Genomic DNA, 13,512 nt, shown 5'->3' on the forward strand with positions numbered 1-13,512 from the left:
AGCCTCCTACAATCTAGAGGGCGTGCGCTTATTCAAGCGCCGACGCACCTCCGACAATCTCTGTGATTTCTTGTGTGATCGCTGCTTGACGCGCGCGGTTGAATTTGAGTTTGAGTCCGCGAATGAGTTCATCCGCATTGTCTGTCGCACTCGACATCGCCGTCATCCGGGCTGCGTGCTCTGACACTTTCGCATCGAGCAATGCGCCGTAGATGAGTCCTTCCGCATAACGTGGGAGGAGCGCCGCTAAGATCGTTTCTTCTTCTGGTTCGTATTCATACATCACATTGGATGCGGACTGTTCGATATCCCCGAGCGGGAGCAATTGTTGAATCTTCACTTCTTGGCTGATGACCGAGATGAACGAGTTGTAGCAAAGCTTCAATTCATCAATCTCGCCCTCGCTGAAGGCACCTACCGTCTGTTTGACGATTTCTGCGACTTCAACAAAAGTTGGTTGGTCGTTTAGCCCTGTCATCGCGCTATACACCGGAATGTTGCGTGACTTGAAGAACTGGACACCGACTTTCCCGATTACGTAAAGACGATACTCATCTGTTGATGTGTGCTTGTCTTTGAGTTCACGGTACACGTCACGCAAGACGCTGGCGTTGTATCCACCTGCGAGTCCGCGGTCTGACGTGATGACGATATAACCAGTCCGTTTGACGGGACGTACTTGAAGCATCGGGTGTGTCGCGCCTGATGTACCACCGGCGATCGACGAGATGACTTCTTGCAACTTGTCCATGTACGGCTTGAAGTTGGCGTTGTTCCCTTGGGCCCGGTTCAACTTTGATGCCGACACCATGTTCATCGCTTTCGTGATTTGCTTCGTGCTTTGGGTCGAGGTGATCCGCATCTGGATCTCACGTAATGATGCCATTTCGATTCACCACCTTAATAGACGCTCGTCACCGGATTAAACCGATGGCGAGAACGTCTTTTTGAATTCCGTAATTGCGTCGACCATTGCCTCGTCTGAAGGAAGGTTTCCTGTCTGACGGATTTCACGGCAGAGGTCTTTACGGTTTTGGTCGAGCCATGCGTTCATTTCTGTTTCGAAACGACGGATGTCTGTGACTGGGATGTCATCGAGATGACCTTTCGTGAGTGCGTAGATGATGATAACTTGCTTGTCTACAGAAAGCGGTGCGTTCAAGTCTTGTTTCAAGACTTCAACCGTACGCTGACCACGGTTCAACTTCGATTGTGTCGCTTTGTCGAGATCTGATCCGAACTGAGCGAACGCTTCGAGCTCACGGTAAGACGCGAGGTCAAGACGAAGTGTACCAGCAACTTTCTTCATCGCTTTCACCTGTGCCGAACCACCAACACGTGATACTGAGAGACCGGCGTTGATCGCTGGGCGTACCCCAGAGAAGAAGAGGTCCGACTGAAGGAAGATCTGACCGTCTGTGATCGAGATAACGTTTGTCGGGATATATGCTGAGATATCCGATGCTTGTGTCTCGATGAACGGAAGTGCTGTCAATGAACCACCGCCGAGTTCGTCGTTCAACTTCGCTGCACGCTCAAGAAGGCGTGAGTGGAGGTAGAAGACATCCCCTGGGTAGGCTTCGCGGCCTGGAGGACGACGGAGAAGGAGCGAGAGCTCACGGTAAGCTGCCGCTTGTTTCGAAAGGTCATCATAAACGACGAGGACGTGTTGTCCGCGATCCATGAAGTACTCACCCATCGATACCCCTGCGAATGGTGCGAGGTAAAGAAGTGGTGCCGGCTGTGATGCCGATGCCGAAACGACGATTGTATAGTCGAGCGCTCCGTTTTGACGAAGCGTCTCTACTACGCCACGTACAGTCGATTCTTTCTGACCGATAGCAACGTAGATACAAATCATGTTCTCTTCTTTTTGGTTGATAATCGTATCGATGGCAACAGATGTTTTACCTGTCTGACGGTCACCGATGATGAGCTCACGCTGACCACGACCGATTGGAACGAGGGCGTCAATCGCCTTAATTCCTGTTTGAAGTGGTTCGTGAACCGATTTACGTGCCATAACGCCGTAAGCTTTACGCTCGATCGGGTTATAGTTGTCAGTCACGATTGGTCCAAGACCATCGATTGGTTGTCCGAGTGGGTTGACGACACGTCCGAGGAGTGCCTCACCAACTGGAACTTCCATGATGCGACCTGTACGTTTGACAGAATCGCCTTCTTTGATGCCTTTGTAATCGCCAAGGATGATAATCCCGACGTTACCTTCTTCTAAGTTTTGCGCCAAGCCCATTACGCCGTTAGAGAACTCTACGAGTTCCCCCGCCATAACGTTATCGAGTCCGTGTGCACGAGCGATACCGTCACCTACTTGAATGACTGTACCTGTCTCGCTGACTTCGATTTCAGAACCGTACGAAGCGATTCGTTCTTTTAGCAGGGCGCTGATTTCTTCAGCTTTGATTGTCATTGAATTCACCCCTATTTCTTACGCATTCAACAATTCACGCTCAAGGCGTGTAAGTTTCGTTTCGATCGTATCATCGTACGTCGTGTATCCGACTTGGACACGGAGTCCACCGATGACTTCTTCATCGACGACGTTATTCAATTGGAGCGTCTTCCCGAGCTTCTGTCCGAAGACGAGTTCGACGTCTTTCAAGTCTGTTGCCGACAATGGGTAGGCGCTTGTGACAATACCCTCTGCAATTCCACGATAGTCGTTGATAAATTCGCGGACGTAACGTGGCAATGCGCGAACCTCTGCCGCACGGTCATTTTCGACCATGACGAGAAGTGTGTTCACGACAATCGCCGTCATATCACCAAAGCTGTCTTTTAAAAGCTGTGCAAGCTCGCTGTCACTGACTGCCGGATTCGTTAAGAGATCCATGAGTTCAGGAGTCGCGTGGAGCACTTCATCGAGCAGACGCACTTCCGCTTCGACTTGGTCGAGCGTGCCTTGTTCCCGCGCTAAGTCGAAGAGCGCTTTGGCATAGCGTTTTGCTAATGATGCGTTCATCAGTTCGCACCTTTCGCTTTAGACAGGAAGTCTGTGACGAGGGCACGCTGTTTCGCTTCATCACCTTTAAGGTCTGTTTGAAGGACGTGGCGTGCTGCCGAAAGTGCCTGTGTGACGACTTCCGTTTGAAGAGATTGTTTCGCAAGCTCACGCTCGCGCTCAATCGCTTTCTCTGCCTCGATTTTAATTTGTTCGGCTTCCAAACGCGCCTGCTCCACCAAGCGTGCTTGTTCTGCTTCTGCTTGTCGACGGCTGGCGTCGAGCATTTCTTTTGACTCAGTACGTGCTGCACTGAGTGCATCACGTTGTTCAACGACATAATGTTCCGCATCTTTGCGGCTCTTTTCAGCGAGTTCAATTTCGTTCGCTACATACTCTTCACGCTGTCTCATCATTCCAAGGAGTGGTCCCCAAGCAAATTTCTTCAACAGGGCCAAGAGTACGAGGAATGTGAAAATTGTAAAGATCATATCCAGAATGCGGAGGCCTTCGCCGCCAGCACCAGCTGCAATCATCATCGTATCCATGCATACCCTCCTCTTGACTAAATAAGTGAGGGAGACGTGCTCCCTCTCATGCTATTCTCGTTAACTCGGAATCAAGAGTTGAGGAGAAGGAAACCGACAGCCACACCGATGATCGGGAGGGCCTCAACCAAACCGATACCGATGAACATTGTTTGACGAAGTTCGTTTTTGAGTTCTGGTTGACGTGCTTGTCCTTGTACTGTTCCGTATACGATCAAACCGTTACCGATACCAGCTGCGAGTGCTCCAAGTCCGATAACAAGTGCTGTTGCGAGAAGATTAAGTTGTTCCATTGTGTATATTCCTCCTAAAAGTTAAGTAAATAATTTGATTGTAACGCTTTGGCGAGATGTCCGAATCAATGTTCGGCCGAAGCTTTGTGCCCGATGTACACCATTGCAAGCGTCAGGAAAATGTAGGATTGGATAACCCCGATAAAGATTGAGAAACCTTGCCATAGAATCATTGGGAAGACCGCAAAGATTGCACCGAGCGGGTTGAGTGCGCCTTCGGCTGTAATCGCGAGTCCCAAGATGATGGTAATCATGATTTCACCGGCAAAGATGTTACCGTATAGACGCAAACCGAGCGTCAACGTGTTCGCAAACTCCTCGATCAATTTGATCGGAAGCAAGAACCAGACTGGTTTTACGAATTCCGCCGAATAGTGTTTCAATCCGTGCAGTTTCACCCCGTAATAGTGCGACATTGCAACGACGAGTGTCGACAACGCCAAGGTTACGTAAGGATCGGCTGTCGGTGAGTTGAACCACAAATAGTGTCCGGAAATGACGTTAAACGGTAGACCCATCAAGTTTGAGAAGAGAATGAACAAAATCAACGTCATCCCAAATCCAATAAAGCGTCCTCCTGTCTTCCAGTCCATCGCACTTGCGATGATTCCACGTACGAACTCCGCGAAGAATTCCATGAAGTTTTGTTTGCCAGTCGGCTTCATTGCCAAACGTCTTGTCCCCCAAATGGCGAATACGAAGACGAGTAACGCTGCAACTAGCACTGTAATGACGTTCGTCCAGCTCCCGTATAACGTATAGTCCCCAAAGTGCAGAGAATATGTGGGAAACTCATGACCCATTAATATTCACCTCTTTTCCTGCTGAGCTGGGCAAGTGTAAACTCGCCAAATTGTATGATGTGGCCGGCGATTAGACCAGTTACCACCGCGATGACGGACACTCGATCCTCGTAGAGAAGACCGACTATCACTGCTAACGCACCGACCGCCATTCTTGAAACGGTCCCGTGCGACTTTGGTCGTCGTCCATGCTCGATGACGTCATACATACGTATGACACTTCGATTCTGCATATGTAGAATGATGAGACTCCCGACCCCGCCGATGAACAATCCGAGAAAAACGGCTTTGTACATCGGGACGATGAAGGCGCCAACTAACAAAATTGCAAACCAAATGGTAAACCATTTCGTATAACGCTTCATCAACTCTTTTTGTGCTTTTCTGTCTGCTTGAATCGTATTCATTCGTCCTCTCCTGTCAATAAACTCCGAAGGGTGAGAACTAGCGCCGTAACCCCGAACACGAGTCCAAGGATAATCGACACATTCCAACCAAACGTGCCCCAAAATTCACGTCTTTCGCCGTACTGTCCGACGAGATAACCGATGACAATCGGTCCAGCAAGTGCTGTCGAGATTTGTGAAGCGAGCGAGGCATAGGATAGATAACGATTGTCTTTTTTCGCCATCCAAATCCCCCTTTCGAGTCTCACGTGCTCCCTTGTTCTTCACGAATTCACACTCGCGTGACCATCAAAAGTCACACAAGTTCAGAGTAATAGAAATGGCATAAGAAGTCAATGAATTTCACAATTATAAAAGCGCTTTAAATCAAGTCGTATCAATAGTTTTACGCACTTCATAAACTAAACGATCAAAGCACTTTTTTAAGAAAGTGTGAAGAAACGTTGAAATAAAAATGTTGACTTTATAACATTTCACAAACGGAATCAGATGAAGAATAGTTCAGTTATACCCCCACGTTTTGGAAAATTCAATCGGTAAACGCTTACGTTCACAAAGAGTTACGAAACGTCTGTTGACTTCATTTTGAAATCGTTTTCAACGTCCTGTATCAGTATACCGAGGATGTTTTTACCATGTCGAGCGATTTCGCCCATTTTTTTGTGAGGAATCTCATACTGTTCAAAATCCCTTTCTCAATCCTGGTTTTATATTCGAAATCGAGGGATTCTATTTAAATAAGAAAGAATAGATAAATTCCATCCCAGTTCGCCATTCTTCTCGCTCTAGTTTTGTGTCTATTTTGTGACATCCGTAAATGATAAATATTATTCAGTGTCAATCGTAAAAAAAGCGAGAATCGCATAGGCGATTCTCGCTTTTAAGTCATTACTTCGTACCAAACAAACGGTCACCCGCATCCCCAAGTCCAGGAACGATATAACCGTGGTCATTTAATTTTTCATCGAGTGCAGCAAGATAGATCTCTACATCCGGATGTTCTGCTTGTACACGCTCTACGCCTTCTGGTGCTGCGCAAAGGCATGCCAACTTGATTGACTTCGCTCCGTGTTTCTTGAGTGATGCAATCGCATCAACAGCCGAACCACCTGTCGCGAGCATCGGGTCAACAACGATAAAGTCACGTTCTGTGACGTCTGTCGGAAGTTTCAAGTAGTATTCGTGTGGCTCAAGTGTTTCCGGATCGCGGTAAAGACCGATATGACCGACTTTTACGTTCGGCATCATTTTGAGGAACCCATCCACCATACCAAGTCCTGCACGTAAAATAGGGACGATTCCCAATTTCTTGCCGGCAATCATCTTTTGAGTGGAAACAGAGACCGGTGTCTCGATTTCTACGTCTGTTAGGGGTAGGCTGCGCGTGATTTCGTATGCCATAAGTGAAGAAACTTCGTCGACGAGTTCACGGAACTGCTTCGTCCCCGTCTCTACTTTACGCATAATCGTCATTTTGTGCTGAATCAAAGGATGGTCATAAACATGTACTTTTCCCATCTTGCTTCACTCCTCTCTCATTCTCTCTCGAGCATTGTACCCTAACTCTGTTGAGATGGGTAGAGCCAACTTCTATTTTATCAAAGGTCAGACGCCACTTATGGTTGAATGACCTGGAAATAATCATTGCCCGGAAGTTCATACGATTGAGATGTGTGTTGATCGACTAAATAGAGTTCTGTTTCCGTTTTCCATACGTCAAAGGATTGCTCAGTCAATTCTTCATACAGATGCAAGTCTCCGATTTTGATAGCTGTAGACGGTTTTTCATGCGGCTGAATATGAGACAAGGCGTCAAACAACTCTTGCGTTTTCGGTCCGTCTAGCCAGATTGTATCTTGATCCGATTCAAAAACTGCCAGGCGCGTTTCCCTTTCGGCGGGGCGCGTGGACATCTTGTTTGTCACTGGACGACGGACATGCCCCCAAATTTCAAGGACCGTTCCATATGTTTTCGATAACGATAACGACGTCTCTTCAGCCACATCCCCTTCAATCGGTCGATCAGATAAGATGATGCGTTTCATGAGTTCGCGATGATTTCCCTTTAGCGAGAGCTCTTCTTTCGGATCGACTTTCATATAAGGAGCCTCATATATATTCGGTAGGATGAGTTGTTTGAGCGAGGACGCCTCTCCGATTTGTAGGGTGAGGCGATCATCGGCACGCCTCGTCAAGAAAACATACCCTTCATTCTCTCCGCTTTGAAACGGGAATAGTTTTGGTTCAATGATCGGGTCAAGTGTACGCCCATTTCGAATCGTCTCGAACGTCACATAGATCGCTCCCGTATCCGGTGTCGTATAACGGAAAGCCGAGTCGGGCATTACTTCTTCATGCGTCTCGTTCAATGTGAACGTACTTGTAATCGATTCAAGGTCATCGATGCGCTCAAACTCAATTGTCGAGACCACTTTCGACTCTTGAAAGCGCTCTTGTTCGAGCGCTTCAAACGCTTGAATCGGCTCCACGGCAAACGTTCGCTCCATCAACTCATTGCTGTTCGCGCAGGTCACGTAACGTTCATCACCCGCCGCAAAATATTTCACCGTTTTGGAACCGAGTACTTCATAGAGCGGATGATGAAATGTCACTTCTGCCACCTTGGCTCGTCGCTCTGGTAAGACATCTGTCGGACGACGCTCACAGTATGTAAGTAGCTTCTCTTGTGTTTGTTTCATTAACGGTATCTCAGGATCTTGCTCGACTCGATAGGAAGACAAAGGACGTAATTCAATCGCGTTCAACGTCTCGGCACCACATCCACTCAACAAGATACAACTGAGCAAGATTCCCCAATACGTACGCATTGATGTTCCTCCTCATTCCCAATTAGGTGGAAACCACCTAAATTTTTCTTGTACATCATAACATAGAACCTATTTTTGTGATGATTTCAGAATTATTACGTTTCTGATGATTTGACGAAAGCGGTCCAACTCATTTTATGCTTCAACGTCTAGCAACAAAAAAAGAACTAATCCATTAAGAGATTAGTCCTTTTTATCACTTCATTAGTCATCTTCTCGCTCATCCTCGGATGAGTCATCTTGAGATGAGTCGTCCTGCGAAGAATCATCTTGTTCATTCTGGTCGTCCTCTGATTCACGATCGACTTCAATGACCGCCCCATCTTGATTTAGTTCAAGTTTGACAGGGTCGCCGACACGCGGAGTGTCATCATCGATTTCAGAACGTGCGGCAAGTGGATATACGTTGTCTTTCCCATCGATCTTAATCGTGACTTCTTGATTTGTGAGTTTGACGAGCGTGCCGTAAATATACGCATCATCATCACCACTCTCACGGTCCACTTCCTTCACTTCATCATCTCGGTTCAATTCGAGTTTTACCCGGTCACCCACTTGCGGTGTATCGTCATCGATTTCATGTGTCGTCGCTAAAGGGTATGTCGACTCTTTTCCATTGAAGCTGATAGTGACATCTTCTTTCGATAACTTCACGAGCGTCCCGTATAGTTCATAGTCGTCTCCATCCCCCACTCGCGCTGCTGACGAATCATCTGATGCGCTACTTGAGCCATCCGATGTAGCAGGGTCATCTGGGTTGTCCGTTGATCGATCGTCACTCGCTTGATTGATTGCTTGTGGAACAATGACCGTATCCGTCTGATTCCCGTTTACGTAAAATCCAATTCCAACAATTGCCATGACAGCTAATAATGCGCCGATAATCCAACCGATGCGTTTCATGTTTGTTTCCTCCTCATGATGTGTTCTTCTTATTTTCATCATAAGCCTCTTCCGTGAGAGCATATTTAAGGCTTCATTAGAAGTTGATGAGAAAATGCGAAATATTCATCATCGAGTCAGAAAAAATATACTGCCATCCGGATGATTCGATCTACTCCCGATCGTCCACTCATTCAAGTCCGCCACTTCTTTCGCAATCGCGAGACCAAGACCGCTCCCACTGCGATCGCGCGCTTCATCTAATCGGTAGAATCGATCGAACAGCCGATTCCTCACATCATCCGAAAGAATCGGTCCTCGATCGCGTACCTCAATTCGATCACTCTTCAAATGAAGGCTCGTCTCTTCCGCATACTTCAAACTATTGTCTAATAGGATGACAAGAATCCGCTGTAACGACTCACGATGACCAAACCAGCTTCCTGTAGCTTCAATAGGTAAATGGACGCCGTGCGACCGCAAAAAACGTTCTCCTATTGATTCCCCAAGTTCAGCTAAATCGATTTCTTCTCGCTCTACCTGTTCGAGTGCAGCAAATCGATTCAATTCGAGCATAGGTTCAATCAAATCATTTCGCATTTGACGCGACTCCGTTAAAATATGGTCAATCGCTTCGGCACGTACACTCTCATCTTCTTGTCCCCATCGTTGTAATAACTTCGCATAGCCCTCGATGACGGTCAACGGTGTCTTGAGTTCATGTGAAACATCGGCGACGAAACGACGTTGTTGCTCCATCGTCCCTTCGACTCGCTCAATCATATGATTAAATCCGTCCGAAAGAGTCGTCACTTCATCTTTTCGGTCAGCCACTTCGATTGTCTCTAACTTACCGGACTCCGTGATCCGTTCCATCGTTTCTGTCAATCGGCGTAACGGTGACAGACCTTGACGTAAAATCCACCACGTCCCGAGGAACGTCAAGAGAACAGCAAAGAAGAACATGACGAGAAAAATGGTTGCGAGCGCTTGAATCGTATTGCTCACATCTCGATCCTGAAAGCCGAACGCTAGTCCATCCGTCGTCGCGACCACAAACCAATCATCGATGAGGGCCGGTTCCCCGTAATTGATGGGAAACGTCGTTCCGTCTGGCACTTCTCCCCCGATGATTCCCCATTCGCCGTTTTCTTGACGTTCTAACACGACACTGTCCTCATGAAGCGACAATACCGCATCGCTATTCCGGACATCTTCTTCCAAGAGATTCAACGCCTGCAGTAACACGTCAAAACGCGAATCGACAATTTCCTGCCTGGCGACGAACCAGGTCACGCCAAAGGAGACGAGAAGAAGCAACAACATGAACCCTGTCATCGCCCACGCAATCTTTGTTCGTAGCATCGGTCACTCACCACGCTTCAACATATAGCCGACACCGCGAACCGTTTGAATCCAAGAGCCGGTCAGTTTTTTCCTTACGTATCGGACATACACGTCCACGACATTCGTATCCCCATAGTAGTCGAATCCCCACACGTGTTCGACGAGTTGGTCACGCGTCAAAACACGCTCCGGATTCTCTAAAAAGAAAACCAACAAGTCAAACTCACGTCGAGTCAAATCTACTTTCTTTCCGTCACAATATACTTCATGACGATTCACGTCGACAGTCAATGTTTCGTACGTCAACACCTGTTCGGAATGGTCCTGACGAACAAGCTGGCGCATTCGTAAAAATGCCCGAATTCGTGCGAGCACCTCTTCTATTTCAAATGGTTTCGTGATGTAATCATCTGCGCCAAGATCAAGACCACTCACTTTGTCGTATCGATCGCCACGGGCCGTCACCATCAGAACCGGTAACAAAGGTCGCTCTTCTTTCAGACGACGGACCACCTCGAGTCCACTCATTTGAGGTAACATCACGTCCAGCAACACGAGGTCGACATCATCAGCGAGAGCTCGTTCCAAACCGGTACGACCATCTGTCGCCACCATGACCGCATACCCCGCATGCTTCAATTCCAACTCCAGTAATCGCGCAATCTTCGAATCATCTTCTACGACGAGAATCGTCTGCATCCTGCTCACTCCTTTGAAAAAACGCCGAGCAGTTCGCTCGACGTATTGTTATTCATTTCCCGAATTCAATCCGCAAAAAACAGACGAACGCCTTCTGGAACGGCTTGCTCGATTCGTCTTTCTAAATCATCTTCCCATTCATCCCACTTCGTATCGACTTGTTCCATCTGCTGTTCGACTTCCAGCGCCGCTAGCGATAGTTGCGACAGGCTGGATTGTCCAGGTGAAGTGAAGAACAAAAATCCGGCAAGCCCGATTCCCATAAGTCCGATCGCCAATAAAGTTGTTCCAATGGTTTTCATTACACGTTTCATACACGCATCCCTCCTACCTCAAATCATACGACAGGAAAACGAGAAATCGTGGTGTACTTCATTAGAATTTCATGAGAAAAGGCGCTACTCATGTAGCACCTTATTCTTCGAGCACGGACTTCGCAATCGGTGCCCAATACGTCCCTTCCATCTCAGAAACGGTCGTCAACGTTTCACGGTACGCCGGGTCATTCGCTTTTTTCTCGGCAATCCCTTTCATCCAAAGGACATCTGCCTTGTAACCGGATTCTGGATACGACTCGAGATAAGCCGCATAGTCCGCAATGTCCGCTTGTCCCAATTTATTGTCGACAAGAAGTCGATAAAACCCAACTGCTTGTTCTTGTCCGACTTTCGCTTTTCCACCTAATAGGCGGTCGGCTTTTTCATACTGTTTATCTTGAACAAGTGCTTCTACCTCAGCCAGCGGTACAACATCCGTTGATGTGTCCGGTGCCTCTTCGGTTGATTTCTTTGGCTTCTGTTCGTCCGAATCTTGAAGTTTCTCATTCTCTTCTTCGAGTCGGGCGACTTCTGCCTCGAGCTCTTCAAGGCGTTCTGCGAGTGCTTCTTCTTCCGTTACGGTCTCGACAACGACTTCATCCGGCTCGTCCGGCGTGACGCCGGGCGGTTCGGCATCCGGCCAAAATATGAGCGCTCCAGCCGCAAGACCAACGACGAGCGGAAGTCCAAGCCATTTCTTATCGAGCTTGAACGCCTGTCGCCACTCGGCTAAATCAGAATGTTGGATGACAGCCGACGAGAACGAACGAAAGCGGCGCTTGGCCGCTTTTCTTCCGTTCGCCTTCACTTCTAGCGCAAGACCTAGTCGATGGAAAGCAGCAGGCACTTTCATCCCGAGGAGCGGCACGATTCGTTCGCTCGCTTCTTCATAATAGCCATGGTCGAGGAGCGTCGTGATGACACCAAACTCACTGGCGACAAGACGGAAAGAAGGATCGTATTCCCCTTTACGAGCCAACCATTCTGTCATATCGAACAATGGAAGTTCGGATAGCTCTCGTTCTGCTAGTGTCCGAATATCCATTGACTCAGCCTCGTTCAGGGTAAAGCGGGAACTTCGCTGTTAACGATCGCACGTCTTGAAGTGCTTCCGCGATTACCGCCTCGTCTTCATGTTGTTTCAGCACACGCCCGATGAGACGTGCCACTTCTTTCATATCCGCTTCTTTGAAGCCACGAGTCGTCATCGCAGCCGTTCCAAGACGGATTCCGCTTGTGACAAACGGTGATGCCGGGTCGAAAGGAATCGTGTTTTTATTGACCGTGATTCCTGCTGCATCCAATGCATGCTCAGCTGCTTTACCTGTGATGTCGATTCCTCGAAGATCGACAAGCAAGAGGTGATTGTCCGTTCCGCCCGATACGATTCGGAGCCCCTCTTCTTCAAGGCCTGCCGCAAGTGCTTGTGCATTCGCAATGACTTGACGTTGGTAATCTTTGAATTCCGGTTGGAGTGCCTCACCGAACGCGACCGCTTTTGCCGCGATGACGTGCATGAGCGGTCCTCCTTGAATCCCTGGGAAAATCGACTTATCGATCGCTTTGGCGAACTCTTCTTTACAAAGAATCATCCCTCCACGTGGTCCACGGAGCGTCTTGTGCGTCGTCGTCGTGACGAAATGCGCATGTTCGACCGGGTTCGGATGCAGACCTGCTGCCACGAGTCCAGCAATGTGCGCCATATCGACCATAAGATAAGCATCGACACTGTCCGCGATCTCACGGAACTTCGCGAAGTCGATTGTACGTGGGTATGCCGACGCTCCCGCAACGATCAATTTTGGCTTATGTTCCTTCGCAAGTGCAGCGACGACGTCGTAATCGATGTGTTCTGTCTCTTTGTCTACACCATATTCGACGAAGTTATATTGCACACCTGAGAAGTTGACCGGGCTACCGTGCGTCAAGTGACCACCATGAGACAAGTTCATTCCGAGAACCGTATCTCCTGCTTCAAGCACCGTGAAGTAGACCGCCATGTTCGCTTGTGCACCCGAGTGTGGTTGTACGTTTGCATGTTCTGCACCGAACAATTCTTTCGCACGGTCACGCGCCAAGTTCTCAGCGACGTCGACAAACTCACAGCCACCGTAATAACGGCGTCCCGGATATCCTTCGGCATATTTGTTCGTCAATACGCCTCCTTGCGCTTCCATGACCGCTTCTGAAACAAAGTTTTCTGAAGCGATGAGTTCGATGTTGTCGCGCTGACGACCGAGCTCGTGTTGCATTGCCTCAAATAATTCCGCATCCTGCACTTTCAACTTCGTCGTGTTTACCATGTGAAGACCCCCTCTAAATGTCTAAAAATCAACACCCCCATCGTACCACACGCTTGTTTTTTTGGGTATCGCAATAATCTGATGAAAAGTTGGGTATCATTAATAAGAATGTAACTGTGAGGA

At 48.2% G+C, this 13,512-nt stretch carries 16 protein-coding genes; all 16 read right to left on the bottom strand.

The window, feature by feature from the left end:
- Window positions 1–28: 28 nt before the first annotated feature.
- The gene (gene atpG / locus KNO78_RS09190) at window positions 29–886 is read right to left on the bottom strand and encodes an ATP synthase F1 subunit gamma (protein ID WP_012727356.1); all 858 of its coding nucleotides are present in this window, start codon (window positions 884–886) and stop codon (window positions 29–31) included.
- A gap of 36 nt (window positions 887–922) precedes the next feature.
- Window positions 923–2,431: a F0F1 ATP synthase subunit alpha gene (atpA, locus tag KNO78_RS09195; RefSeq protein ID WP_074035730.1), complete on the bottom strand. Its 1,509-nt coding sequence runs from the start codon at window positions 2,429–2,431 to the stop codon at window positions 923–925.
- A gap of 18 nt (window positions 2,432–2,449) precedes the next feature.
- A complete protein-coding gene (locus KNO78_RS09200) occupies window positions 2,450–2,983 on the bottom strand; it encodes a F0F1 ATP synthase subunit delta (protein ID WP_159562972.1) in 534 nt (177 codons plus the stop codon).
- Window positions 2,983–3,510, bottom strand: coding sequence for a F0F1 ATP synthase subunit B (gene atpF / locus KNO78_RS09205; RefSeq protein WP_074035726.1), 528 nt, complete (start codon window positions 3,508–3,510; stop codon window positions 2,983–2,985). Before atpF ends, KNO78_RS09200 begins: the two co-directional genes overlap by 1 nt.
- 71 nt (window positions 3,511–3,581) lie before the next feature.
- Window positions 3,582–3,803 carry a F0F1 ATP synthase subunit C gene (gene atpE, locus KNO78_RS09210; RefSeq protein ID WP_012727360.1) on the bottom strand — a complete coding sequence of 74 codons (222 nt, stop codon included), beginning with the start codon at window positions 3,801–3,803 and terminating at the stop codon, window positions 3,582–3,584.
- 65 nt (window positions 3,804–3,868) lie between these two features.
- Window positions 3,869–4,606 carry a F0F1 ATP synthase subunit A gene (atpB, locus tag KNO78_RS09215; protein WP_074035724.1) on the bottom strand — a complete coding sequence of 246 codons (738 nt, stop codon included), beginning with the start codon at window positions 4,604–4,606 and terminating at the stop codon, window positions 3,869–3,871.
- On the bottom strand, window positions 4,606–5,013 hold the full coding sequence (locus KNO78_RS09220; protein WP_074035722.1) for an ATP synthase subunit I: 408 nt from the start codon (window positions 5,011–5,013) through the stop codon (window positions 4,606–4,608). Before KNO78_RS09220 ends, atpB begins: the two co-directional genes overlap by 1 nt.
- Window positions 5,010–5,237: a hypothetical protein gene (locus KNO78_RS09225; protein ID WP_012727363.1), complete on the bottom strand. Its 228-nt coding sequence runs from the start codon at window positions 5,235–5,237 to the stop codon at window positions 5,010–5,012. The genes KNO78_RS09220 and KNO78_RS09225 overlap by 4 nt, the downstream gene beginning before the upstream one ends.
- Window positions 5,238–5,901: 664 nt before the next feature.
- A complete protein-coding gene (upp, locus tag KNO78_RS09230; protein ID WP_012727364.1) occupies window positions 5,902–6,531 on the bottom strand; it encodes a uracil phosphoribosyltransferase in 630 nt (209 codons plus the stop codon).
- 98 nt (window positions 6,532–6,629) lie between these two features.
- Window positions 6,630–7,841: a hypothetical protein gene (locus KNO78_RS09235; protein ID WP_196431271.1), complete on the bottom strand. Its 1,212-nt coding sequence runs from the start codon at window positions 7,839–7,841 to the stop codon at window positions 6,630–6,632.
- A gap of 204 nt (window positions 7,842–8,045) precedes the next feature.
- Window positions 8,046–8,744, bottom strand: a complete 699-nt coding sequence (locus KNO78_RS09240; RefSeq protein WP_214690431.1) for a hypothetical protein — start codon at window positions 8,742–8,744, stop codon at window positions 8,046–8,048.
- Window positions 8,745–8,852: 108 nt separating this feature from the next.
- A complete protein-coding gene (locus tag KNO78_RS09245; protein ID WP_196431273.1) occupies window positions 8,853–10,088 on the bottom strand; it encodes a sensor histidine kinase in 1,236 nt (411 codons plus the stop codon).
- A gap of 3 nt (window positions 10,089–10,091) precedes the next feature.
- Window positions 10,092–10,769, bottom strand: a complete 678-nt coding sequence (locus KNO78_RS09250) for a response regulator transcription factor (protein WP_012727368.1) — start codon at window positions 10,767–10,769, stop codon at window positions 10,092–10,094.
- 65 nt (window positions 10,770–10,834) lie between these two features.
- Complete coding sequence (locus KNO78_RS09255) at window positions 10,835–11,083, bottom strand: hypothetical protein (protein WP_031422247.1); 249 nt, start codon at window positions 11,081–11,083, stop codon at window positions 10,835–10,837.
- A gap of 100 nt (window positions 11,084–11,183) precedes the next feature.
- Window positions 11,184–12,131, bottom strand: a complete 948-nt coding sequence (locus tag KNO78_RS09260) for a hypothetical protein (protein ID WP_214690430.1) — start codon at window positions 12,129–12,131, stop codon at window positions 11,184–11,186.
- Between the two features lie 4 nt (window positions 12,132–12,135).
- Window positions 12,136–13,389 (bottom strand): serine hydroxymethyltransferase, encoded by a 1,254-nt coding sequence (gene glyA, locus KNO78_RS09265; RefSeq protein ID WP_031422243.1) that lies wholly within the window; start codon window positions 13,387–13,389, stop codon window positions 12,136–12,138.
- Window positions 13,390–13,512 lie beyond the last annotated feature (123 nt).

The sequence above is a fragment of the Exiguobacterium sp. s132 genome, assembly GCF_018617235.1.
In the GTDB taxonomy this organism is placed as follows: Bacteria; Bacillota; Bacilli; order Exiguobacteriales; family Exiguobacteriaceae; genus Exiguobacterium; species Exiguobacterium profundum.

What these genes read in the sequence shown, in the direction of transcription:
- atpG (WP_012727356.1), bottom strand. Translation starts at nt 886, where the DNA reads ATGGCATCATTACGTGAGATCCAGATGCGGATCACCTCGACCCAAAGC.
- atpA (WP_074035730.1), bottom strand. Translation starts at nt 2,431, where the DNA reads ATGACAATCAAAGCTGAAGAAATCAGCGCCCTGCTAAAAGAACGAATC.
- KNO78_RS09200 (WP_159562972.1), bottom strand. Translation starts at nt 2,983, where the DNA reads ATGAACGCATCATTAGCAAAACGCTATGCCAAAGCGCTCTTCGACTTA.
- atpF (WP_074035726.1), bottom strand. Translation starts at nt 3,510, where the DNA reads ATGGATACGATGATGATTGCAGCTGGTGCTGGCGGCGAAGGCCTCCGC.
- atpE (WP_012727360.1), bottom strand. Translation starts at nt 3,803, where the DNA reads ATGGAACAACTTAATCTTCTCGCAACAGCACTTGTTATCGGACTTGGA.
- atpB (WP_074035724.1), bottom strand. Translation starts at nt 4,606, where the DNA reads ATGGGTCATGAGTTTCCCACATATTCTCTGCACTTTGGGGACTATACG.
- KNO78_RS09220 (WP_074035722.1), bottom strand. Translation starts at nt 5,013, where the DNA reads ATGAATACGATTCAAGCAGACAGAAAAGCACAAAAAGAGTTGATGAAG.
- KNO78_RS09225 (WP_012727363.1), bottom strand. Translation starts at nt 5,237, where the DNA reads ATGGCGAAAAAAGACAATCGTTATCTATCCTATGCCTCGCTCGCTTCA.
- upp (WP_012727364.1), bottom strand. Translation starts at nt 6,531, where the DNA reads ATGGGAAAAGTACATGTTTATGACCATCCTTTGATTCAGCACAAAATG.
- KNO78_RS09235 (WP_196431271.1), bottom strand. Translation starts at nt 7,841, where the DNA reads ATGCGTACGTATTGGGGAATCTTGCTCAGTTGTATCTTGTTGAGTGGA.
- KNO78_RS09240 (WP_214690431.1), bottom strand. Translation starts at nt 8,744, where the DNA reads ATGAAACGCATCGGTTGGATTATCGGCGCATTATTAGCTGTCATGGCA.
- KNO78_RS09245 (WP_196431273.1), bottom strand. Translation starts at nt 10,088, where the DNA reads ATGCTACGAACAAAGATTGCGTGGGCGATGACAGGGTTCATGTTGTTG.
- KNO78_RS09250 (WP_012727368.1), bottom strand. Translation starts at nt 10,769, where the DNA reads ATGCAGACGATTCTCGTCGTAGAAGATGATTCGAAGATTGCGCGATTA.
- KNO78_RS09255 (WP_031422247.1), bottom strand. Translation starts at nt 11,083, where the DNA reads ATGAAACGTGTAATGAAAACCATTGGAACAACTTTATTGGCGATCGGA.
- KNO78_RS09260 (WP_214690430.1), bottom strand. Translation starts at nt 12,131, where the DNA reads ATGGATATTCGGACACTAGCAGAACGAGAGCTATCCGAACTTCCATTG.
- glyA (WP_031422243.1), bottom strand. Translation starts at nt 13,389, where the DNA reads ATGGTAAACACGACGAAGTTGAAAGTGCAGGATGCGGAATTATTTGAG.